The sequence below is a fragment of the Lutimaribacter degradans genome (assembly GCF_023703375.1).
Classification (GTDB): Bacteria; Pseudomonadota; Alphaproteobacteria; order Rhodobacterales; family Rhodobacteraceae; genus Lutimaribacter; species Lutimaribacter degradans.
Map to the genome: position 1 here is coordinate 13,565 of NZ_JAMQGO010000007.1, position 20,712 is coordinate 34,276.

Consider the following 20,712-nt stretch of genomic DNA (forward strand, 5'->3'; position numbering starts at 1 on the left):
CGACAAGGGCAGCGGCCTTTCTCTTTTGCGGCATGCCGTCGCGGCGTGTCGTCATGCTGTTGCCATATGTATATGTCAGGCGCAGGCACGTAGCGTATCGACAGGACATTGCATGACCACTCCGAAAGACAACGCCCCCAAATCCCCAAAGGATCGCCACGCCGCGCTTGACCAGGCGCTGCACGCGGCCACCGCCAAGCTGACAAACGGGCTGTCACCCCACGCCACTGTCGCGGCCTGGGCCGATTGGATGGGACACCTGGCCGCGGCTCCGGGCCGACAAATGGACCTTTGGGACCGTGCAACGCGCAACGCAACGGCGCTGATGCAGGACGCGCTGCGGGCCGATCCGGCAGCAGCGCCCCCCTTTCAGCCGGACCACACCGACCATCGATTCACCCATTCAGGCTGGGGACAGCCCCCCTTTCGCGCCTGGGCCCAGGGCTACCTGGCCACGCAGGACTGGTGGCAGGCGGCGGCCTCTGACCTGCCCGGCGTGCAGCCCCGCAACGCCGAAAGGGTGCGTTTCATGCTGCGGCAGATGCTGGATGCGGCGTCGCCGTCGAATGCCCCGGCGCTGAACCCCGAGATCATCGAAACCTTCTCAGAGAAAGGCCCCGAGGTGCTGTCCGCAGGAATGCGCCATTGGCTCGCCGACTTGTCGCAAGCCGCCGGGGCGCAACCCGAAGACAACGGGCCGCGCGTCGGACAAGATATCGCCTGTACGCCCGGCCAGGTGGTGTTTCGCAATCACCTGTTCGAACTGATCCAGTATGCCCCGCAAACCGAAACCGTTCACGCTGAACCGGTGCTGATCGTTCCGGCGTGGATCATGAAATATTACATTCTAGATCTTTCGCCCCACAATTCGTTGATCAACTGGCTGGTAAGTCAGGGACACACGGTTTTCTGCATGAGCTGGGTCAATCCTGATGCCGAGTTGGCCGATACATCGCTGGACGAGTATCGCCGCGACGGCGTGATGGCTGCGCTTGACGCCGTTTCACAGATCGTTCCCGGCCAAGCGATTCATGGATGCGGCTATTGCCTTGGCGGCACCATCCTGTCGATCGCCGCGGCCACGATGGCGCGCGATGGTGATGACAGGCTTGCCTCGCTGTCGCTACTGGCAGCTCAGACCGATTTCAGCGAAGCGGGCGAATTGCTCTTGTTTCTAGATGAAAGCCAACTGGCCTTTCTCGAAGACATGATGGCCGAACAAGGCACACTGGACGGGCACCAAATGGCCGGCGCGTTTCAAGCCTTGCGGGCCGAAGACCTTGTCTGGACCCGCGCGGTCCGCCGCTACCTGATGGGCGAGGATGACCGCGCCACAGACATGGCAGCCTGGAACGCCGATACCACGCGCATGCCTGCGCGGATGCATTCCGAGTACCTGCGCAGCCTGTTTCTGGAAAACCGCCTGAGCGCCGGCCGCTTTGCCGTCGATGGCCGGGTCATCGCGCTGCGCGACATCCATGTGCCCATCTTCGCCGTGGGCACCGAAACCGACCACATCGCGCCTTGGCACTCGGTCTACAAGATCGCGCTGTTCACACAATCCGAACTGACATTCTGCCTGACCTCTGGTGGTCATAATGGCGGTATCGTCAGTGAGCCGGGCCACAAGAACCGTCACTATCGCATAAGCTGCCGCAAGGCGGGCGATCTATATGCCGATCCTGACAGCTGGGCCGAAAACCACGCACCGCAAGAAGGGTCTTGGTGGCGCGAATGGGGCCGTTGGCTGGCCGCGCATGGCGGTGCACGAAACGCTGCCCCACCTGCCATGGGCGCACCCGACCAGGGGTTTCCGCCATTGGACCCGGCGCCCGGAACCTATGTTCACATCCGCTAGGGCACATCGCGCCGAGGCCGCCTGACGCGGCCTGGGTCAGCCGTAGTCGCGGGCATCCTCGATCACCTTGCCATCGTTGGGCAAGCTGCCGGGGCTGACGATCTCTACCTTGCCTTTCAGCTTGAGCACCTCGGCCACGCTTGCGCCAAAGGCGGCTTCGTCACCGCCGGTGGCCTCGATCCGCACGGTCATCACGTCCATCTCGCCCTCTCGGCCCGCCACCACGCGGGCGCGGCTGATCTCGGGGTGCTTGGCCACCAGCGCGGCCACCTGCTCGGGGCGCACGAACATGCCCTTGATCTTGGTAGTCTGGTCGGCACGGCCCATCCAGCCCTTGATGCGCATGTTGGTCCTGCCGCAAGGGCTGCTGCCCTCCAACACGGCCGACAAATCTCCGGTGGCAAAGCGGATCAGAGGGTAATCGGCGTTCAGCGTCGTCACCACAACCTCGCCCACCTGGCCCGGCGCGACCGGATCGCCCGTGCCGGGGGTCACGATCTCGACGATCACACCCTCGTCAACGATCATGCCCTCCATCGCATCCGATTCATACGCGATATTGCCAAGGTCGGCGGTGGCGTAGGATTGCAGGCAGATGATCCCGCGATCAGCATATTCCTGGCGCAACGATGGGAACAGCGCACCACCCCCAACGGCCGCCTTGGTGATGGCCAGTTTCACGCCCATCTCGTCGGCCTTGTCCAGGATGATTTTCAGGTAGTCAGGCGTGCCGGCATAAGCGGTCGTGCCAACGTCATGCGCGGCCGTCACCTGCAACTCGGTCTGGCCGGTTCCGGCGGGCAGTACGGTTGCGCCCACGGCACGCGCGCCGGATTCAAAGATCATGCCCGCAGGCGTCAGGTGATAGCCGAAACAGTTCTGCACGATATCGCCACGCCCGATGCCGCAGGCATTCAGGAACCGGCCCATGCGCCACCAGTCATGTTCGGTGCCACCAGGTTCATAGATCGGGCCGGGCGACTGGAAAATATGGGCAAACCCACTGGCGGGGCGTGTCGTCAGCCCACCAAGGGGGTTACCCGCCCCTTGCACCGCGCCCAGGTCCGATTTGCGCAAGACCGGCAATTTGGCCAACGCCGCCATATCGGTGATCTGGCTGGCCTCGACCCCCTCCAGCCGCCCGCCATATCCGGGCAGCGCCTGCGCGCGGGCCACCTGTGCAGGCAGTTCCCTGGCGATTGCCTCGGCACGTTCGTCCGCGCTGCGGGTTTCCAGGTCGTCGAAATATCCGCTCATCTGCCTGTCCTTCTGGCGAATGGATGGTGGGGGTGGGGAAACGGGTTTCAGCTCAGCCAACGTTTGCGGCGGCGGTAACTGCGCACATCACGGAACGATTTGCGACCCTCATCGGACATGCCGAGATAGAATTCCTTCACATCGGGGTTTTCGCGCAGATCGTCGGCGGGGCCATCCATCACCACCCGGCCGGATTCCAGGATGTAGCCGTAATGCGCGAAGCGTAGCGCCACGTTGGTGTTCTGTTCCGCCAGAAGGAAGGTATAGCCCTGCTCCTCGTTCAGCGACTTCACGATGTTGAAAATCTGCTCCACCAATTGCGGCGCAAGGCCCATGCTGGGTTCGTCCAGCAAGATCGTCTCGGGCCGGCTCATCAGTGCGCGCCCGATGGCGACCATCTGTTGCTCACCGCCCGAGGTATAGCCCGCCTGACTGCGGCGGCGCTCTTTCAAGCGCGGAAAATATTCATAGACCATCTCCAGGTCGGCATCGACGTCGCCCCTGCTGGCAGCGCGGGTATAAGCGCCAGTCAGCAGGTTTTCCTCGACAGTCAGGTGCTCGAAACAGTGGCGGCCTTCCATAACCTGGATCACGCCCTTGCGCACCAGGTCGTTCGGAGTCAGATCCTGCACCCGCTCGCCGCGATAAATGATGCTGCCCTTGGTTACCTCACCGCGTTCGCTGGCCAACAGATTGGAAACTGCCTTGAGCGTGGTGGTCTTGCCCGCGCCGTTGCCACCCAGCAGCGCCGTGATTCCGCCTTTGGGTACCTTCAGGCTGACACCCTTCAGGACAAGGATCACGTGGTTATAGATCACCTCGATATTGTTGACCTCAAGCAAGGTCTCGGTCTGGGTCTTGGCGGCGTCCAGCATGTCCACGCTCCGTCAATTCGTTGATGCGGGCCGCCGCGACTGGCGGCGGCCCGGCTGTTTGGATCAGTCGCAGCTCGGGGTGATGCCGTTCTCTTCGGCATAGGCCATCGAGTCCGCCTCGATCAGCGGCTGCACGATTTCCTGATCCGACTGAATATAGTCGGTGATCATCTTCCACTCGCTGGCAGCGGCATCCCACTGGCCGATAGCCGCGAACCCGTTGCCACCATGGTTTTCGCACGTAACCTGGAACTCGGGGCCGAAGGCCGGCAGGCCGAGGGCCGCCATTTTCTCTTCGGTCATTTCCAGCGCTTCCATGCCATCGCGCATCATCGCCGGGGTGATCGCCGAAACGCCGTGGATCTCCTGCGCGGTTTTCGCGGCCTCGGCCACCAGCATCGCGCCGTAAAGACCACGGTTATACAGCGCCGTGCCGTGCTGGTCACCCGCGCCGGCTGCAAGACCCTTGTCATAAACAAAGGTCTTGAGATCGTCATAAAGCGGGTAATCGTCACCGAGGTTATGGAAAGTCAGTGCCTTGTACCCATCAGCCGCGGCTCCGGCAGGACGAACGTCATTCTCCGAGCCCGACCACCAGATGCCGATGAACTTGTCCATCGGGAAACGGATATTTACGGCCTCTTGAATGGCGACCTGGTTCATCACGCCCCAGCCATACATGATGACGTAATCGGGACGGTCACGGCGGATCTGCAGCCACTGGCTTTTCTGCTCTTGGCCGGGGTGATCCACGGGCACCAGCGACAGGTCGAACCCGTGCTTTTTCGACAGCTCTTCGAGCGTGCGGATCGGCTCTTTGCCATAGGCGCTATTGTGATAGACCAGCGTGATCTTCTTGTCGTTGACGTCGCCGCCTTCCTCGTCAAGGATGTGCTTGATCGCGACCGAGGCGCCATCCCAATAGTTGGCGGGGAAATTGAACAGCCAGGGGAATACCGCGCCGTTCTTGGCCGAGGTACGCCCCAAGCCCGAGGTCAACATCGGGATACCATCTGCCGTGACCTTGGGAATCAGCTGATAGGTAATGCCGGTCGAAAGCGGCTGATAGACGAGCGAGCCAAGATCCTTGGTCGCCTCGTAGCACTCAACCCCTTTTTCGGTGTTATAGGCGGTTTCGCATTCCGGCATGTCGATCTTTTCGCCACCGATACCGCCGTCACGTTCGTTCAGCAGGGTGAAATAATCCGCGTACCCATCTGCAAAGGGAATCCCCCCCGCTGCATAGGGGCCCGTGCGATAGCTCATTGACGGAAACACCAGGTCCGCCAGTGCTGGCCCTGCGGCCATGACGGCCCCCAGTGCCAGAGTTGCCAGTTTCATTTTCATCGGGTTCTCCTCCCTTGGTTATGTCCGATGCGTGTCATTACTGAATGCGCCCCGACTTTCGACAGGGCGCGCCGCCCCTAGTGCGGGAACGGCCACAGCCGCAGCTTTTCCTTCATCACACGCCACAGCTGCGCCAAGCCATGTGGCTCGGCGATAAGAAAGGCGATGATCAATGCGCCCACGATCATGAACTCCAGATGCGCCGCCAGGTCGGTCGGCCAGCCCAGCCCTGCGACCAGCACGTTTTTCAGCAAGACCGGCAACAGAACCAGGAACGCGGCGCCCGCGAACGAGCCAAAGATCGACCCAAGCCCGCCGATGATGACCATGAACAACACCAGGAACGACTTGTTGATACCGAACGCCTCGCCAACTTCGACCGCGCCCAGGTAGACCGCAAAGAACAGCGCCCCCGAAATACCCACGAAAAACGACGACACGGCAAAGGCCGACAGTTTCGCCTTCAGCGGGTCCACGCCGATGATCTCGGCGGCGATATCCATGTCGCGGATCGCCATCCATTTGCGCCCCTGCGCGCCGCGTGTCAGGTTGCGCGCCACGATGGCGCTAGCCACGGTAAAGACCAGGCAGAACAGGTAGGTGGCCCAAGCTTCGGTATTGGCGCCAGTCACCTCGATGCCGAAAATCGTGCGTTCAGGCGCCGAGATCTGCCCCGAGGCCGAATAGTTATAGAACCACGGCACTCGGTTGAACAGCCACACCAGGAAAAACTGGGCGGCCAGCGTCGCCACCGCCAAGTAAAAGCCCTTGATCCGCAGGCTGGGCAAACCGAACAGAACCCCGACAAGGGCGGTAATGCCCCCGGCCGCGATTATGTGAAAGAAAATGCTCACGTCCGGGAAGGCGGTCATCAGCTTGTAGCAGCCATAGGCCCCCACGGCCATGAAGCCCCCGGTGCCCAGCGACACCTGCCCGCAATAGCCCACCAGGATGTTCAGCCCGATCGCGGCGATCGAATAGATCAGGAACGGCATGAAGATCGCGTTCACCCAGTAGTCGTTGATGACAAAGGGCACCACGGCAAAGGCACAGACCAGTACGAAGTAATACCGGTACCGGTCGAACTTGATCGGGAAGGTCTGGCTGTCTTCCACATAGGACGTCTTGAAATCGCCCGCTTCACGATAGAACATCAGGCTTGCTCCCCGTTTTCTTCGATATCCAGATGCGACCTGTCGGCGCGGTTCGGACGCTTGGCGTATCCGGTTTCTTCATTGATACGGATCAGGCGAAAATAGGCCCACATGCCCACCGCCCCGCCAAGGGCCGCAAGAATGGCAGCGGTCACCATATCGCGCACGTTGTGGGCGTGGGTCGTCAGGGCGATATAGCCAAAGGCCCAGAAACCGGCCCATGCGACCACGTTCAGTATCGCGATCAGCTTGCGCATTCTCAAACCCTCTCGATAATCTTCTCGCCGAACAGGCCTTGCGGCCGGAACACGAGGAAAATCAGCGCCAGCACATAGGCGAACCAATTTTCGGTTGCCCCACCGATCATCGGGCCGATGGCGAATTCGAACAGCTTTTCGCCCACGCCGATGATCAACCCACCAACGATGGCCCCGGGGATCGAAGTAAAGCCGCCCAGCATCAGAACCGGCAGCGCCTTGAGCGCGATAAGCGACAGGCTGAACTGCACCCCCATCTTGGTGCCCCACATGATACCCGCGACCAGCGCCACGAAGCCTGCCAGCGACCACACCATGATCCAGATGAAGTTCAGGCTGATCCCCACCGACAGCGCGGCCTGGTGGTCATCGGCCACCGCGCGCATGGCCCGGCCCTGCTTGGTGTACTGGCTAAACATCACCAGGGCGATCACCAGCAACGCGGCTATGATGGTGGCAACTATGTCCAGGTTGTCGATGAAGAACCCGTATCCGAACCAGCCGTAGGTGATTTCGTCGATGGCGGTGTTGATCCCCTGCGGCAGGCCCACATCAAGCTTCTTGATGTCGGCGCCCCACATGACGTCGCCGAACCCTTCCATGAAATAGGCCAGGCCGATGGTCGCCATGAAAAGGATGATCGGCTCCTGGTTGACCAGGTGGTTGAAGATCAGCTTGTTCACCGCCCAGGCCAGAACCACCATTACACCCATGGTCAGCAAGATCGCCGCCAGCGCCGGCAGGTGCCAGCCAAAGTGGTGTATCTCGGTGCCGAAGGTCGCGTTGATCAGGTGGGCAAAGGGCACTCGGCCTTCCATGATGCCGACCAGCGTCAGCGCGGCGAAAAGGGCCATGACGCCCTGCGAATAGTTGAAGATGCCGCTGGCCTTGTAGATCAAGACAAAACCAAGGGCGACAAGCGCGTAGAGAACCCCGGCCATCAGACCGTTCAGGAATACCTCCATCGCGAAAATCAGTTGATCGGGCATGGATCAGGCTCCTCTTTCCGGGGCGGGCATCATCTGCATCGGGTATGCACGTGATGTGCATGCCATGTGACGTGCGAAATCAGTCATGGGCGACCCCCAGGTAGGCGTCGATCACCGCCTGGTTGTTGCGGATCTCATCGGGCGTGCCGTCACCGATCTTCTTGCCGTAATCCATCACGACGACACGGTCTGAAAGGTCCATCACCACGCCCATGTCATGCTCGATCAACGCGATGGTGGTGCCGAATTCATCGTTCACATCCAGGACAAAGCGGCTCATGTCCTCTTTTTCCTCGACATTCATCCCCGCCATCGGCTCATCCAGCAGCAGCAGCGACGGCTCGGCCGCCAGTGCGCGGGCCAGTTCCACCCGTTTTTTCAAACCATAAGGCAAGCGCGACACGGGTGTCTTGCGGATCGACTGAATTTCCAGAAAGTCGATAACCTTTTCAACGACTTCCCGGTTCTTGGTCTCTTCCTCTTCCGCCTTGCCCTTCCACAGGGCCTGCTGGAAGAGGTTCGTTTTCATGTAATTCAGCCGCCCGGTCATGACGTTGTCCAGAACCGTCATGCCCTCGAACAGGGCGATGTTCTGAAAGGTCCGGGCAATGCCCAGCTGCGCCACTTGGAAGGGTTTCATCTGCGGGCGCTTTTGCCCCTTGTACCAGACCTCGCCCTCTTGCGGGACGTAGAAACCCGAGATCACGTTCAGCATGGATGACTTGCCCGCCCCGTTCGGGCCGATGATCGCGCGGATCTCACCTTGGCGGATGTCGAAACTGATGTCGGTGATCGCCTTGACCCCACCGAACCGCAGCGTGATGTTCTTCATCTCCATCAGGACATCGCCGATCTTGCGGCCATCCGATGTGACGTAGCCTTCGTCGGTCGCGTCAAGCATGGCGCTTCCCCTCTGTCGTCTGAAATATGGTCTGGGCCGATACTCCCCCGCTACGGGACGGCGGGCGGGGCGATGTGGTCCGCGGGGCCACGAGCGGCGCGTGCCGGGCCATCATTCCGCGGCCACCTTCTGCGTCGTGACCGGCACCACCTTGGCATCGCGTATTTCCAAAGTGGCCGAGATCTTGCCCTTCCGCCCATCCTCATAGGTCACTTCGGTCTCGGTATATTGCTCGGTCTTGCCGCCATAAAGCGCTTCGATCAGGTCGGCGAATTTCTCTTCCACGATGCGGCGCCGCACCTTGCGGGTGCGGGTCATTTCGCCGTCATCGGCATCCAGCTCCTTGTGAAGAATCAGGAACCTGTGCACCTGGCAGCCCGACAGCATCTCGTCTTGGGCGACGCTGGCGTTCACCTCTTCGACATGGTTCTGGATCATCTCGTAAACCTTGGGATGACCGGCAAGTTCCTGGTAGCTGGAATAAGCAATATTGTTGCGCTCTGCCCAGTTGCCCACCGCCGAAAGGTCGATGTTGATAAAGGCCATGCACTTGTCACGGTTATTGCCGAACACCACCGCCTCAAGGATGTTGGGGTAGAATTTCAGCTTGTTCTCAACGTATTTCGGCGCGAACAGGCTGCCGTCGACCATCTTGCCGACATCCTTGGCGCGGTCGATGATCCGCAGATGGCCGGTGTCGGGCTCGATAAAGCCCGCGTCACCCGTGGCAACCCAGCCCTCCTCATCCTTGGTCGACTTCGTGCTTTCCTCGTTCTTGAAATAATACTCGAACACGCCCGGGCTGCGGTAATAGACCTCGCCACTATCGCCGATACGCAGTTCGACCCCCGGTGCCGGTACGCCAACCGTGTCGCTGCGCACCTCGCCATCGGGTTGAACGGTGATGAACACGCTGGCCTCGGTCTGGCCGTAAAGCTGTTTCAGGTTGATACCGAGACTGCGGTAGAAATCAAAGATTTCCGGGCCGATGGCCTCACCTGCCGTGTAGCCCACGCGCACTTTGGAAAAGCCCAACGTGTTCTTCAGCGGGCCGTAGATGAACAGATCGCCCAACCAGTATTTGAACCTGTCCCATGCGCCTACCGGCTTGCCATCCAGTATATCAGGCCCGACGCGGCGGGCATGTGCCATGAACGTGTCGAACAGCCACTTTTTCAGCCGCCCGGCATCCTCCATGCGGATCATCACGTTGGTCAGCTGGGTTTCGAACACGCGCGGCGGCGCGAAATAATAGGTCGGCCCTATCTCGCGCAGGTCGGCGGCCACGGTGTCGGGGCTTTCAGGGCAGTTGACGCAGAACCCGGTCCAGAATGCCTGGCCGATGGAAAAGATGAAATCACCGACCCATGCCATCGGCAGATAGGCCAGGATTTCCTCGCCCGGGGTCAAATTGTCGAACTCGGCGCTGCTTTTGGCGGTTTCAATGATGTTGCGGTTCGACAGGACAACGCCCTTGGGCTTGCCCGTCGTCCCCGAGGTGTAAAGCATTACGCAAACCGAGTCATATGTCAGCTTGGCACCGCGTTTCTCCAACTCGGGTGTAAACTCGTCGCGGGCAGCGTGCCCTTGTTCCTGCACGTGGGTATATTCGTGAAGATGCGCATGGTCGTATTTCCGCATGCCCCGTGGGTCGAGATAGATCAGATGCTCGAACTGGTGCAGGCGGTCCTGCACCTCGATCACCTTGTCGACCTGTTCCTGGTCTTCCGCGATCACGAAGCGCGCGCCGCAATGATCGAGAACATAGGCCATCTCTTCGGCGGCGCTGTCTTGATAGAGCGGAACCGGAATCGCACCGACCCATTGCGCGGCGACCATGCCCCAATACAGGTGCGGACGGTTGTTGCCGATGATGGCGACGAAATCGCCTTCGTTCACGCCAAGGTTCATAAGGCCCAGGGCCAGGTTACGGATTTCCTGTTCGGTCTCTTTCCAGGTCCAGCTTTGCCAGATCCCGAATTCCTTTTCGCGATAGGCCGGCTTGTCACCGAATTCCGCAGCGTTACGAAGCAGCAGCGCCGGAACGGACCCAAGCCCGCCGGTCGCCTGAGACGACTGTGCCAATTCTGTTCCTCCCTTTGCCCGTCTTCGCAGGCAGATGACCGCCTGTCCCGGCGATTCTTCCGGGTCAATTGGTGCAGGTGGCAGGCTTGCCGTCAACTTTTTCGTGAACATTGCCCAAACCTTACGAATTGTAACAAGCTCAGGGTGCGCTTTGCCGAACGCACGCCGGGTGCTATCGCAATGTCTCAGGAGGCAGACCATGACCCAGCACAGCCTAGACCGCGCGCCAATGATGATGGCCGGTCTGAACCTGATCCAACAGGCGCTTTCGATCTATGACAGCGACCTGCGACTGGTGATCTGCAACCGCATGTTCCGCGAAATGTTCAACCTGCCCGGCGCGCTGACGACACCCGGCGCGCGGTTCGAAGACACCATTCGCCATCTTGTGGAACGCGGCGAATACGGCCCCTTCGACGACCCCGACCAGGCGGTGCACAGCCGTGTCGAGCAGGCCCGCGCGTTCGAGCCGCATTACATGGAGCGCACCCGCCCGGATGGCCGCGTCATCAGTGTCGAGGGCGCGCCCCTGCCCGAGGGAGGTTGGATCACCGTCTATACCGACATTACCCAGACCAAGAACCAGGAGGCATTGTTGCGCGCCCGTTCCGAAGAATTGTCGGACAAGCTGCTTGCCCATGCCGAGGAACTGTCGGCCACAAACCGCAAGCTGGCCAGCACCATCGCCGCCTTGGAAGAGGCCAAGCGCCAATTGACCGAAACCGAGGCGCGCACCCGGCTGACGACCGAAATGATGCCCGCCCACATCGCGCATGTGGGCCTGAACAGAACCTATACGTTCTCCAACCTGCGGCTAAGCTCGATCCTGCCCGGACGACCGGCGCATATCGTGGGCCTGCCCATCGCCGAGGCATTGGGGGACGAGGCATATGGCCATATCCACAAGAACCTGGATGCCGCTTTCGAGGGTCAGCCATCGGTTATGGAGTTCACCCATGAAGGGTCTTCGCGCCGTATCCGCACGGCCTTTACCCCTGACCTGCGCCAGGACGGGCAGATCATGGGGGTCTACCTTCTGTCCACCGACATTACCGAGGAAACCCAGGCGCGCACGGCCCTGCAACAGACGCGGCGGCGCGAATTGGCCGCGCAGCTGACCAGCGGTCTGGCGCATGATTTCTCGAATCTTTTGACAATCATCATGGGCAGCCAGTCGCGCCTGCAACGCATGGACCTCCCGGCCGGTGCGGCCGAACTGGTCGCCGCCACGCTGGGCGCGACCCATCGGGGCGGATCGTTGCTCAATCGCCTGGCCGATATAACCGGCGCCCGCGAATGGCGCCCGCAACCGACCAGCCTTGCCCCGCTCTTGCATGATCTTGAAATGCTGGCCGCCCCTGCCCTGCCGCAAGGCATCCGGCTCGACGTGTTCAACATGCTGGAAAACGATCGCCTGATGCTGGACCCGGGGATGATACAAGACGCGCTCTTGAACCTGTTTCTGAACGCCCGCGACGCGATCGGCGACAACGGCGGCATCACCTTGTCCGTGACCCCGGTGCAGAACACCTGGGCCGATTTCACCGTAACCGATACCGGTCCGGGCTTTGACCAGGTGGCGCTGGACCACGCGTTCCAGCCGTTCTTTTCCACCAAGGGCGGCGAAGGCTCGGGGCTGGGGCTGGCAATGGTCTATGACACCGCCAAGTTGGCTGGCGGGCAAGTACAACTGTCGAACCGAACCGAGGGGGGCGCGCGCGTGCGCCTGCGCCTGCCACTGCGACCCGCCCCGCCGCCGGTTGCGCCGGGGCTTGTTCTGCTGGTCGAAGACAGCACCGACCTGCGCGCCGGTATTCGCGCCATGCTGACCGATCAGAGCCACACGGTGATCGAGGCGACATCGGCGGACGAGGCCCTGGGCCTTTTGCGCGAAGTGCCCGATATTCGGTTGATCCTTTCCGATATTTCGCTGGAAGGGGTTAAAACCGGGCTGGACCTGGCTGCCGCCCTGCCCGACGACGCGCCGCCTTGCATCCTGATGACATCGCTGCCGCCCGAACATCCGCTGCACGTTCAGGCATTGACCCGCGCGCCGGTTCTGCGCAAACCCTTCTCGGCCCGCGAATTGGGCGCGTTTCTAAGCACCCGGGGGGCGCAATCATGACGCAACCGCTTGTTTCCATCCTGGATGATGAGCCGGCAATCCGCACCATGTTGGCAGATGCGCTACAAGAGGCCGGGTTTCGCACGATGTGCTTTGGCCGCGCGACCGAGTTCGAGGCGGCGCTGCAAACCACCACGCCCGATGTCTGCCTTGTCGACCTGTCGCTACCCGACCGCGACGGGCTGACGCTGGTTCATCGCCTTGCGCTGGAAAAGGGGGCCTCGGTCATCATCATCTCGGGGCGGGCCCAGGTGCAGGACAGGGTAACCGGGCTGGAACTGGGCGCCGACGACTATATCATCAAGCCCTTCGACCCGGTCGAGGTGGTGGCGCGCGTCCGCGCCCGCCTGCGCCGCGACCGTTCGACCACCCACACCGGCAACCGCGCGCGGTTCAACGGCTGGACGGCCTGTTTCGACAGCTACACGCTGATTGACGAGGCTGGCCAACAAACCCCCTTTTCCCATGCCGAGGGCGAGGTTCTTCGCCTGTTCCTGGAACGGCCCAAACGCCTGATTTCCCGGGCGGTGATGCAGGAAACCCTGGGCGGTGCCGCAGGGGAAAGTTTTGACCGGGCAATGGACGTGCGCATTTCACGCCTGCGCCACAAACTGCGCGAAGACCCGAAAAACCCCCGCCTGATCAAAACGATCTACGGTGCGGGCTACATCTTTCTGGGCGATGTGAACTGGACATGAAAAAGCGCGCGCAAGGATACCCTTGCGCGCGCCGGTCGGGGACGCAATCTGGTTTACTTCACTTCACCCGTCGGGTGCGGCGTGGTTGCCGTTTCAACCGGCAGCACCGGATAGACGACCTCGGGCATCTCGCCGGTCAGGCTGCCCAAGAAGGCCACGATCTGGTCTGCATCTTCATCGGTCAGATCCTCGCCAAGCTGGCTTTCGCCCATGATCTGCACGGCAACCTTGAGATCCCACACAAGGCCCGAGTGGAAATAGGGCGCTGTCTGGTCGATGTTGCGCAGCGGCGAGGCGCGGAAAACATATTCGTCATCCGCGGTCTCGGTCACGGCAAACCGCCCCTTGTCGCCCTCGGGCAAGATGTCGGCACCCGGTTTTTTCGATCAGGCCGAACGGATAATAGCCATTGCCGCCGAGGTTCACGCCGTTGTGGCAAGTCGAACACCCCTTGTCCAAGAACAGCTCAAGCCCGGCCAGTTGATCGGCATTCAGCGCGTTATCATCGCCGTTCAGCCAGGCATCAAACGGTGCCGGGGTGATCAGCGTGGCCTCGTAAGCCTCGATCGCCTTGGCAAAGTTGTCAAAGGTCACCGGGTCATCCTGTTCGGGGAAAGACGCCTGGAACCACTCGACATATTGCGGCATCGAATTCAGCGTGGCCACCACGTTATCAGGGGTGTTGGCCATCTCGACACCGGCTTGCACGGGGCCCTTGGCCTGCTCGGCCAAGTCGGCGGCGCGGCCATCCCAGAATTGCGCTGTGTTGAAAACCGAGTTCAGCACGGTAGGCGAGTTGCGCGGCCCTTTCTGCCAACCATGGCCGATGGACACCGGCATGTTATCGTCGCCCCCCGTGGCCAGGTTGTGGCACGAGTTGCACGAAAACACCCCCGAGGCCGACATGCGCGGATCAAAGAACAGCGCCTTGCCCAAGTCGATCTTTTCAGGCGTCACGATGTTGTCTTTCAGCGCGGGAATGGTCGAAGGCAGCGGTTTGAAAACGTCTTCGGCCCATTCGCGCAATTCGTTCGCGCCAGCAGCCTGTGCGGCCAGAACGGCCATTGAGGTGGAAATTAGCAGGGTTCTGAGTTTCATCGCTTGGGCCTCCTGTGCCCCGGTTGGCTTGATATGCGCGCTTCATTCAAGATGATCGTATCGCAACAAGCCGGGCCCAAGCGTTGATCTGGGTCAATCAAAGAACGGTTTATTGTTTATTTTCAAACCATTAACCTGTGAACCACTCGGCTCAAACCCACTTGGCGAGGGGTGGCAAGCTCATCAGCACGGCATTCGCGTCGTGCCCCGTGGCAAGGCCGAACTTGGTGCCGCGATCATAGACAAGGTTGTACTCCGCATAGAGCCCGCGATGAATCAACTGCGTGTCCTTGTCGGCGTCGGCAAACGGTTGCACGCGGCGCTTTTCCACCAACGGCACATAGGCTGGCAGGAACGCCCGCCCGATGTCTTGCGTCAGTGCAAAATCGGCGGCCCAATCGCCACTGTTCTGGTCGTCCATGAAAATGCCGCCCACGCCGCGGGCGCGGTGACGGTGGGGAATATAGAAATATTCGTCGGCCCACGCCTTTAGCTTGGGGTACCAATCTGCCCCGTGCGGGTCCAGGTGCGCCTTTTGCGTGGCGTGGAAATGGGCGGTGTCCTCGTCGTATTCGATGCAGGGGTTCAGATCGGACCCGCCGCCAAACCACCATGCGTGCGGTGTCCAGAACATGCGGGTGTTCATGTGAACTGCCGGCACATGCGGGTTGCGCATATGCGCCACCAGGGAAATTCCGCTGGCCCAGAACCGCGGGTCGCTGTCCATGCCGGGCACACCGCGCGCCGCCATGGCGCGCTGCGCGGCCTCGCCCAGGGTGCCGTATACAGTTGAAACATTGACACCGACCTTTTCGAAAACCCGGCCGCCACGCATCACGCTCATCAGGCCACCGCCAGCATCCGATCCATCGTCGGAATGGCGCCGGGTTTCCGTAACCTCGAACCGCCCCGGTTCCAGTTCGGCAAAGGGCCCCTGGTCGTGGCTTTCCTCCAAGCCTTCGAAACACGCCACGATCTCGTCACGCAAGGTTCGGAACCAGGCGCTGGCTTTATCCTTTTCGGCGGTGAAATCGGTCATGTCTTGCCTCCCTCTCCAGCAAGGACTTACGGCTTTTGCGAAAGGGGGTGAAGCCCAAACCGTCAGCGCGGCCTGACAGTCAATGCGCCGGTGCGGTGACCGGATCAAGCAAGGTGCGCCCCCCGTCCACGGTCATGATCTGCCCGGTCATGAAGCCAGACCCGTCCGACGCCAGGTAATGCACGGCCTCGGCCAGCTCACGCGGGGCGGCGATACGGCCCAGCGGCGTGTGATCCTCGATATCGTTGCGGTAATCGGAATGTTCTTTCAGCACATCCTTCAGGCTGTTCGACATGACCGAGCCAAAGGCCACCGCGTTTACCCTGATGCGATACGGTGCAAGCGCAACGGCCAGGCTGCGCGTCATCTGGTCAAGCGCGGCGGTCGATACCGAATATGCCAAAAGCTGCGGGTTGGTCCGGCGCGCGGCGATGGATGACAGGTTGACGATGGTGCCAGCGGTGCCCTCGCTCTGGCCCTCGGCCTGCTTGATCATCCGCTTGGCGACCAGTTGGCTCAGGCGCAGCGCGGTCAGCAGGTTTTGCTCCAGCAACAGCTCCATGGCATCGTCGTCGGGGTTCAACGGGTCCGATGCGATCACCTGGCGCGAACCGTTCACAAGGATATCGACCCTGTCAAAGGCGTCGATCGTCGCCGACAGCAGGTTGGCAATGCTCAACTTCTGGCGCAGGTCGCCGGCGAAATAGCGGTAGTTGGCACCGTCCACGTCAGGCCCGATTTCACGTGCCAATGTCTTTTCGTCGATATCCGCAAAGACGACATTCGCGCCCTTGTCGACAAAGTGCCGCCCGATGGCCAGCCCGATTCCATTGGCCGCCCCGGTGATGATGGCGGTCTTGCCGGCGAGTGAAAAGGACATTGAAAATGCCTCCTGATTCTGGCGGTCAGCCTATGCGATGCCGCCCCTTGTTTCGAGTCGGGCGGTGCGCGCTCAGCACCTTGAACCTGTTGTCGCCGGCAATTTCATCGACTTGGGCAAAATGCGTCTGCAACGCGGCCTCGTAGGGCAGGTGCCTGTTGGCCACCAACCAAAGGCGCCCATGCGGCGCCAGGCACGCCGCCGCGCTGGCGATAAAGGATTGCCCCAGCCCCGGGTCGGCGGCGCGGCCGCTGTGAAAGGGTGGGTTCATCACCACGGCATCCAACGCGCGTTCGGGGCGCCAGGTGGTTGCGTCATCCCAATGAAACCGCGCGCGCGGGTCATCCACGTTGCGCCGGGCGCAGTCCAACGCGCTGTGATCGTTTTCCACCAGGTGCAGTTCGGTCACCTCCGGGCGCTCCAGCATCACCCGCGCCAGGTAGCCCCAGCCGGCGCCAAGGTCGGCCACCGTCTTGCCCAGCGTTTTCGGCAGGGCTCCCGCCAACAGGTTCGAGGCCGGGTCGACCCCATCGGCGGAAAACACGCCCGGCAGGGTGACGAACCCGCCGGCGATCTCTTGCGGGGTGTCGGGCAAGGCCCAGTCGGCGAAATCCGCCACGCCGGCTTGCAGCAAGAACAGCTTGCCATGGGCCTTGGCGATCACCTCGTCCACCTGCCCGCGCTTTCGGCAGTCTTTCAGGATGCTGTCGATGCCATCGGTTTTCTGACCATCCACGATCACCCGGCCATTGGCCACGGCCAGCGCGCGCGCGATCAACCCGCGCGCCAGCACCTTGGCCCGCGGCAAGACGACAATGGCCTGTGCCGTTGTCTCGGTCGCTTGCAGGGCGGCGCGCAAACCTGTGCGCGCGCACTCGTCATGATCTGTCTTCAACGACGACACGCGCAGCACCGCCTCGCGCGGCAGATCATCCAGATTAGCGGCGTCTATCGCGCCAAACACCGCGATATCGCCTGCATCGGCAGGCGCGAACAACCCGGCATCGCGGGCAAGGCTCAGGCGGGGATGTGGCACCGGCTGTTATTCCCGTTCCATCGTGCATTGCAGCGGGTGCTGATGCTGGCGGGCGAAATCCATCACCTGCGTCACCTTGGTTTCCGCGATTTCGTGGCTGAAAACGCCCACGACGGCCAAGCCCTTCTTGTGCACGGTCAGCATGATCTCGAACGCCTGCGCGTGATTCATGCCAAAGAACCGTTCCAGCACATGCACCACGAACTCCATCGGGGTGTAGTCGTCGTTCAGCAACAATACCTTGTAAAGCGGCGGCCGCTTGGTTTTGGGCCGGGTTTTGACGACGACCTCGGATTCGCCGTCGTCGTCTTTCTTGTCAGACATGAATTCGGGCCAATGTGTCATCGTTTCGCTTTTTCCGGTTTCGGGCATTGGCCTTGCTATATATCGTCTGGCACCCATTAGAAAAGGGTTGACCGGAAATGGGGCGCCGTTTGACGCGGAATCTGACAACAGTGGCCTTCGATGCGGACGACACGCTTTGGCACAACGAACGCTTCTTCAAACTGACGCAGGCGCATTTCCAGGAATTGCTGACCGACCATGCCGACCCGAACCACCTGGAACAACGGCTTCTGGCCGCCGAGAAACGCAACATCGGACACTACGGGTTCGGCATCAAGGGCTTCGTTCTGTCGATGATCGAAACCGCGATCGAGGTTACCGAGGAACGCGTGCCGGCCCATGTGATCCGGTCGCTGATCGAAGCCGGCCAGGAAATGTTGCGCCACCCGATCGAGCTTTTGCCCCACGCGGCGCAGGCCGTGGCTGCGGTTGCCGAAACTCACCGCGTTCTGCTGATTACCAAGGGCGACCTGCTGGACCAGGAACGGAAACTGGCGCAATCGGGGCTGGGCGAGATGTTCGACGGCGTCGAGATCGTCAGCAACAAGACAAGAGCTGTCTATCACGCCATATTCGACCGCCATGGCGATGGAGCGGCCCATGCAATGATGGTCGGCAATTCGATGAAATCCGACGTCCTGCCCGTGGTAGAGGCCGGCGGCTGGGCTGTCTACGTGCCCCACGGCCAGACGTGGGAAATCGAGCACGCAACTCCGCCCGATGGCGCGGCGCGGTATCACGAATTGTCAGATCTGGGTGAATTGCCGGCGCTTGTGTCGCAGATTGGCTGATCCGGCCTTCCCGACAAGAAAATCAAAGGTGTTGCGTGCTGTCAGAAAATACCCCCAACATGTATGCCCGCATACGTAGAAAACATGGAAAAACAGCCGTAGAATGAATACTTTAAAGGTGAAAAACACTGTGATAGAGTGATGATAATCAACTAAAAGTCAGACCGGAAAACCGGCGGCATCGAGGCAGAGAAGGCAGTGATCGTGAAGGATCGGCATTGGGCGCCGGGCCGAAGGGCCCTGTATTTCGTCGCAGCACTATGGATGTTGGTTGTGGTTCCGCTTTCCGCGGTGGCCGCCCCCTATGCCGCCATGGTGGTTGATGCACGCACTGGTGAAGTGCTCCATTCTCGCAATGCCGATACCCGGCTTCATCCGGCCTCGCTTACCAAGATGATGACGCTCTATGTCGCCTTCGAAGCGGTTGAAAAGGGCGAAATCAGCCTGGACACGGTGGTACGGATTTCACGCAACGCCGCGGCAGAACCCCCTAGCAAACTGGGCTTGAAAGCCGGTCAGCGCATCAAGCTGCGGTACCTGATCCGGGCGGCTGCCGTGAAATCGGCCAATGACGCCGCCACCGCCATCGGCGAAGCGATCGAGGGATCGGAGGCCGCATTTGCCCGCCGCATGAACCGGACCGCCAAGGCACTGGGAATGACGCGCACAACCTTCAAGAACATGCATGGCCTGACGGAACAAGGGCACCTGTCGACCGCGCGCGACATGACCACGCTGGGCCGTCACGTGCTGTATGACTATCCGCAGTATTATAACCTGTTCTCGCGTCGTTCGACCCATGCCGGCGTGCGCGAAGTGGCCAATACCAACCGGCGTCTTCTGGCCGCCTACAAGGGCGCCGACGGGATCAAGACGGGCTATACCCGCGCCGCCGGCTTCAACCTTGTCGCTTCGGCCGAGCGCGGGAACGAGCGGATCATTGCCACGGTTTTCGGAGGAAGATCAACAGCTTGGCGGAACGCGCGGGTGGCCGAATTGCTGGATATGGGCTTTCAGCGCGCACCCAGCCGCGTTGCTCTGCGCAAACCCGAAAAGCCCGCCTACGTTGGGTCAACCGGCGGCGCGGGCAAGACGATCCGCGCGATGACAGCCGTCAAGAAATCGCTGCGACCCGTGCTGCGGCCCGGCGAAGAGGCCGAGCCCGCCCCTGTCGTCGTGGCGATACAGGACGATATCCAGAAAGCCTTGGAAGAGGCACAAGCCAACGCCGTCGTAGCACAGGGCGCGGCCACGCCACCACCGCCCGAAACGCTTGAGACAGTGGCACTGGGAACGACAGCACCCAGCGCCAGCATAACCCCGCGGCTGCGCCCGAAAGCCATTGCAAATCAAGCAGTTGCCGATGCAGAGCAGCCAGAGGTGGTAACCCGCGTTTCCACGTCTGGCGGGCACCATTGGGGGATCAATATCGGTCGTTACCCCAGCCGCCACAAGGCCGAGCGCGTGCTGCTGCAAACGGCCCTGCTGGAAATGGACACGTTGGACGGGAGCCTGCGCAAGGTGGTCAAGCGAAACAACGGGTTCGACGCGAATTTCCTTGGTATGACGCGCGAATTGGCAGACCTGGCCTGCCGCCGTTTGCAGGCGCGCCAAGTCACCTGTTTCATGGTCGGACCACCGCCAAGCTGACACCCCTGTATATGCAGCGGGCTGCTAAATATACAAAACCCGCGTGGTTCCTTGCCGGAACCGCGCGGTTTACTTTTTGGTAAGTCGCGTCATGCGGCGCCATGGCAGATGGCGGCATTGCTCGGCGCGGGCCGCAAGGCCGAATGGGAACACCGTCGGCCCCTACTGCTTGGGCTTGTCGTCGTATTGGCCGGAAAGAATCCGGCGGGCGTCGCCCTCGGGGTCGTCGTACTGGTTGGTCTTGACCGTCCAGACAAAGAACAGCAGGCCGATGCCCCCCATGATCAGGGAAATCGGGATCAGGTAAGCCAGAACTTCCATTTTGTG

General features: G+C 61.2%; 18 protein-coding genes and 1 pseudogene. 5 read left to right on the forward strand and 14 right to left on the reverse strand.

Annotated elements, in window-relative coordinates; genetic code table 11:
- Positions 1–112 precede the first annotated feature (112 nt).
- Entirely contained in the window at positions 113–1,858 is a 1,746-nt protein-coding gene (locus tag M8744_RS11340; RefSeq protein ID WP_251415964.1) for a PHA/PHB synthase family protein, read from the forward strand.
- A 36-nt stretch (positions 1,859–1,894) separates the two neighbouring features.
- Here the strand turns inward: M8744_RS11340 and M8744_RS11345 are convergent, their stop codons facing one another.
- From M8744_RS11345 to M8744_RS11380, 8 genes are all read right to left on the reverse strand, one after another.
- Positions 1,895–3,115 carry a phenylacetate--CoA ligase family protein gene (locus tag M8744_RS11345; RefSeq protein WP_251415967.1) on the reverse strand — a complete coding sequence of 407 codons (1,221 nt, stop codon included), beginning with the start codon at positions 3,113–3,115 and terminating at the stop codon, positions 1,895–1,897.
- Between the two features lie 47 nt (positions 3,116–3,162).
- A complete protein-coding gene (locus M8744_RS11350; protein WP_251415970.1) occupies positions 3,163–3,990 on the reverse strand; it encodes an ABC transporter ATP-binding protein in 828 nt (275 codons plus the stop codon).
- A gap of 63 nt (positions 3,991–4,053) precedes the next feature.
- Positions 4,054–5,337: an ABC transporter substrate-binding protein gene (locus tag M8744_RS11355; RefSeq protein WP_251415973.1), complete on the reverse strand. Its 1,284-nt coding sequence runs from the start codon at positions 5,335–5,337 to the stop codon at positions 4,054–4,056.
- A 77-nt stretch (positions 5,338–5,414) separates the two neighbouring features.
- Positions 5,415–6,491, reverse strand: coding sequence for a branched-chain amino acid ABC transporter permease (locus M8744_RS11360; protein WP_251415976.1), 1,077 nt, complete (start codon positions 6,489–6,491; stop codon positions 5,415–5,417).
- Positions 6,491–6,748 carry a hypothetical protein gene (locus M8744_RS11365; protein WP_251415979.1) on the reverse strand — a complete coding sequence of 86 codons (258 nt, stop codon included), beginning with the start codon at positions 6,746–6,748 and terminating at the stop codon, positions 6,491–6,493. Before M8744_RS11365 ends, M8744_RS11360 begins: the two co-directional genes overlap by 1 nt.
- Positions 6,749–6,750: 2 nt before the next feature.
- On the reverse strand, positions 6,751–7,737 hold the full coding sequence (locus tag M8744_RS11370) for a branched-chain amino acid ABC transporter permease (protein ID WP_251415982.1): 987 nt from the start codon (positions 7,735–7,737) through the stop codon (positions 6,751–6,753).
- Positions 7,738–7,816: 79 nt separating this feature from the next.
- Entirely contained in the window at positions 7,817–8,638 is an 822-nt protein-coding gene (locus M8744_RS11375; protein WP_251415985.1) for an ABC transporter ATP-binding protein, read from the reverse strand.
- Positions 8,639–8,749: 111 nt separating this feature from the next.
- Positions 8,750–10,723, reverse strand: coding sequence for an AMP-binding protein (locus M8744_RS11380; RefSeq protein WP_251415988.1), 1,974 nt, complete (start codon positions 10,721–10,723; stop codon positions 8,750–8,752).
- A gap of 199 nt (positions 10,724–10,922) precedes the next feature.
- On the opposite strand from M8744_RS11380, the gene M8744_RS11385 reads away from it, so the two are divergent.
- Both M8744_RS11385 and M8744_RS11390 read left to right on the forward strand, forming a co-directional pair.
- Positions 10,923–12,848, forward strand: a complete 1,926-nt coding sequence (locus tag M8744_RS11385) for a PAS-domain containing protein (RefSeq protein ID WP_251416018.1) — start codon at positions 10,923–10,925, stop codon at positions 12,846–12,848.
- Complete coding sequence (locus tag M8744_RS11390; RefSeq protein WP_251416021.1) at positions 12,845–13,546, forward strand: response regulator transcription factor; 702 nt, start codon at positions 12,845–12,847, stop codon at positions 13,544–13,546. The genes M8744_RS11385 and M8744_RS11390 overlap by 4 nt, the downstream gene beginning before the upstream one ends.
- Positions 13,547–13,599: 53 nt before the next feature.
- On the opposite strand, the pseudogene M8744_RS11395 reads toward M8744_RS11390, so the two are convergent.
- The 5 genes and pseudogenes from M8744_RS11395 to clpS all read right to left on the reverse strand — a co-directional run bounded on the left by M8744_RS11395 (position 13,600) and on the right by clpS (position 17,923).
- Positions 13,600–14,644 (reverse strand): annotated as a pseudogene (locus M8744_RS11395) (cytochrome-c peroxidase).
- A 151-nt stretch (positions 14,645–14,795) separates the two neighbouring features.
- Positions 14,796–15,683: an oxygen-dependent coproporphyrinogen oxidase gene (gene hemF, locus M8744_RS11400; protein ID WP_251416024.1), complete on the reverse strand. Its 888-nt coding sequence runs from the start codon at positions 15,681–15,683 to the stop codon at positions 14,796–14,798.
- A gap of 79 nt (positions 15,684–15,762) precedes the next feature.
- Entirely contained in the window at positions 15,763–16,563 is an 801-nt protein-coding gene (locus M8744_RS11405) for an SDR family NAD(P)-dependent oxidoreductase (protein ID WP_251416026.1), read from the reverse strand.
- 25 nt (positions 16,564–16,588) lie between these two features.
- Positions 16,589–17,599 (reverse strand): class I SAM-dependent methyltransferase, encoded by a 1,011-nt coding sequence (locus M8744_RS11410; protein ID WP_251416028.1) that lies wholly within the window; start codon positions 17,597–17,599, stop codon positions 16,589–16,591.
- A 6-nt stretch (positions 17,600–17,605) separates the two neighbouring features.
- Entirely contained in the window at positions 17,606–17,923 is a 318-nt protein-coding gene (gene clpS, locus M8744_RS11415; RefSeq protein ID WP_251416030.1) for an ATP-dependent Clp protease adapter ClpS, read from the reverse strand.
- Positions 17,924–18,033: 110 nt separating this feature from the next.
- Here clpS and M8744_RS11420 point away from each other — a divergent pair, with 110 nt between their 5' ends.
- Positions 18,034–18,735 carry an HAD family hydrolase gene (locus M8744_RS11420; protein ID WP_251416033.1) on the forward strand — a complete coding sequence of 234 codons (702 nt, stop codon included), beginning with the start codon at positions 18,034–18,036 and terminating at the stop codon, positions 18,733–18,735.
- Positions 18,736–18,999: 264 nt separating this feature from the next.
- Positions 19,000–20,385 (forward strand): D-alanyl-D-alanine carboxypeptidase family protein, encoded by a 1,386-nt coding sequence (locus M8744_RS11425; RefSeq protein ID WP_251416036.1) that lies wholly within the window; start codon positions 19,000–19,002, stop codon positions 20,383–20,385.
- 162 nt (positions 20,386–20,547) lie between these two features.
- On the opposite strand, the gene ccoS is transcribed toward M8744_RS11425, so the two are convergent.
- Positions 20,548–20,706, reverse strand: coding sequence for a cbb3-type cytochrome oxidase assembly protein CcoS (ccoS, locus tag M8744_RS11430; RefSeq protein WP_251416053.1), 159 nt, complete (start codon positions 20,704–20,706; stop codon positions 20,548–20,550).
- Positions 20,707–20,712 lie beyond the last annotated feature (6 nt).

What these genes read in the sequence shown, in the direction of transcription:
- hemF (WP_251416024.1), bottom strand. Translation starts at nt 15,683, where the DNA reads ATGACCGATTTCACCGCCGAAAAGGATAAAGCCAGCGCCTGGTTCCGA.
- M8744_RS11350 (WP_251415970.1), bottom strand. Translation starts at nt 3,990, where the DNA reads ATGCTGGACGCCGCCAAGACCCAGACCGAGACCTTGCTTGAGGTCAAC.
- M8744_RS11405 (WP_251416026.1), bottom strand. Translation starts at nt 16,563, where the DNA reads ATGTCCTTTTCACTCGCCGGCAAGACCGCCATCATCACCGGGGCGGCC.
- M8744_RS11340 (WP_251415964.1), top strand. Translation starts at nt 113, where the DNA reads ATGACCACTCCGAAAGACAACGCCCCCAAATCCCCAAAGGATCGCCAC.
- clpS (WP_251416030.1), bottom strand. Translation starts at nt 17,923, where the DNA reads ATGTCTGACAAGAAAGACGACGACGGCGAATCCGAGGTCGTCGTCAAA.
- M8744_RS11355 (WP_251415973.1), bottom strand. Translation starts at nt 5,337, where the DNA reads ATGAAAATGAAACTGGCAACTCTGGCACTGGGGGCCGTCATGGCCGCA.
- M8744_RS11390 (WP_251416021.1), top strand. Translation starts at nt 12,845, where the DNA reads ATGACGCAACCGCTTGTTTCCATCCTGGATGATGAGCCGGCAATCCGC.
- M8744_RS11360 (WP_251415976.1), bottom strand. Translation starts at nt 6,491, where the DNA reads ATGTTCTATCGTGAAGCGGGCGATTTCAAGACGTCCTATGTGGAAGAC.
- M8744_RS11345 (WP_251415967.1), bottom strand. Translation starts at nt 3,115, where the DNA reads ATGAGCGGATATTTCGACGACCTGGAAACCCGCAGCGCGGACGAACGT.
- M8744_RS11385 (WP_251416018.1), top strand. Translation starts at nt 10,923, where the DNA reads ATGACCCAGCACAGCCTAGACCGCGCGCCAATGATGATGGCCGGTCTG.
- M8744_RS11425 (WP_251416036.1), top strand. Translation starts at nt 19,000, where the DNA reads ATGTTGGTTGTGGTTCCGCTTTCCGCGGTGGCCGCCCCCTATGCCGCC.
- ccoS (WP_251416053.1), bottom strand. Translation starts at nt 20,706, where the DNA reads ATGGAAGTTCTGGCTTACCTGATCCCGATTTCCCTGATCATGGGGGGC.
- M8744_RS11375 (WP_251415985.1), bottom strand. Translation starts at nt 8,638, where the DNA reads ATGCTTGACGCGACCGACGAAGGCTACGTCACATCGGATGGCCGCAAG.
- M8744_RS11365 (WP_251415979.1), bottom strand. Translation starts at nt 6,748, where the DNA reads ATGCGCAAGCTGATCGCGATACTGAACGTGGTCGCATGGGCCGGTTTC.
- M8744_RS11370 (WP_251415982.1), bottom strand. Translation starts at nt 7,737, where the DNA reads ATGCCCGATCAACTGATTTTCGCGATGGAGGTATTCCTGAACGGTCTG.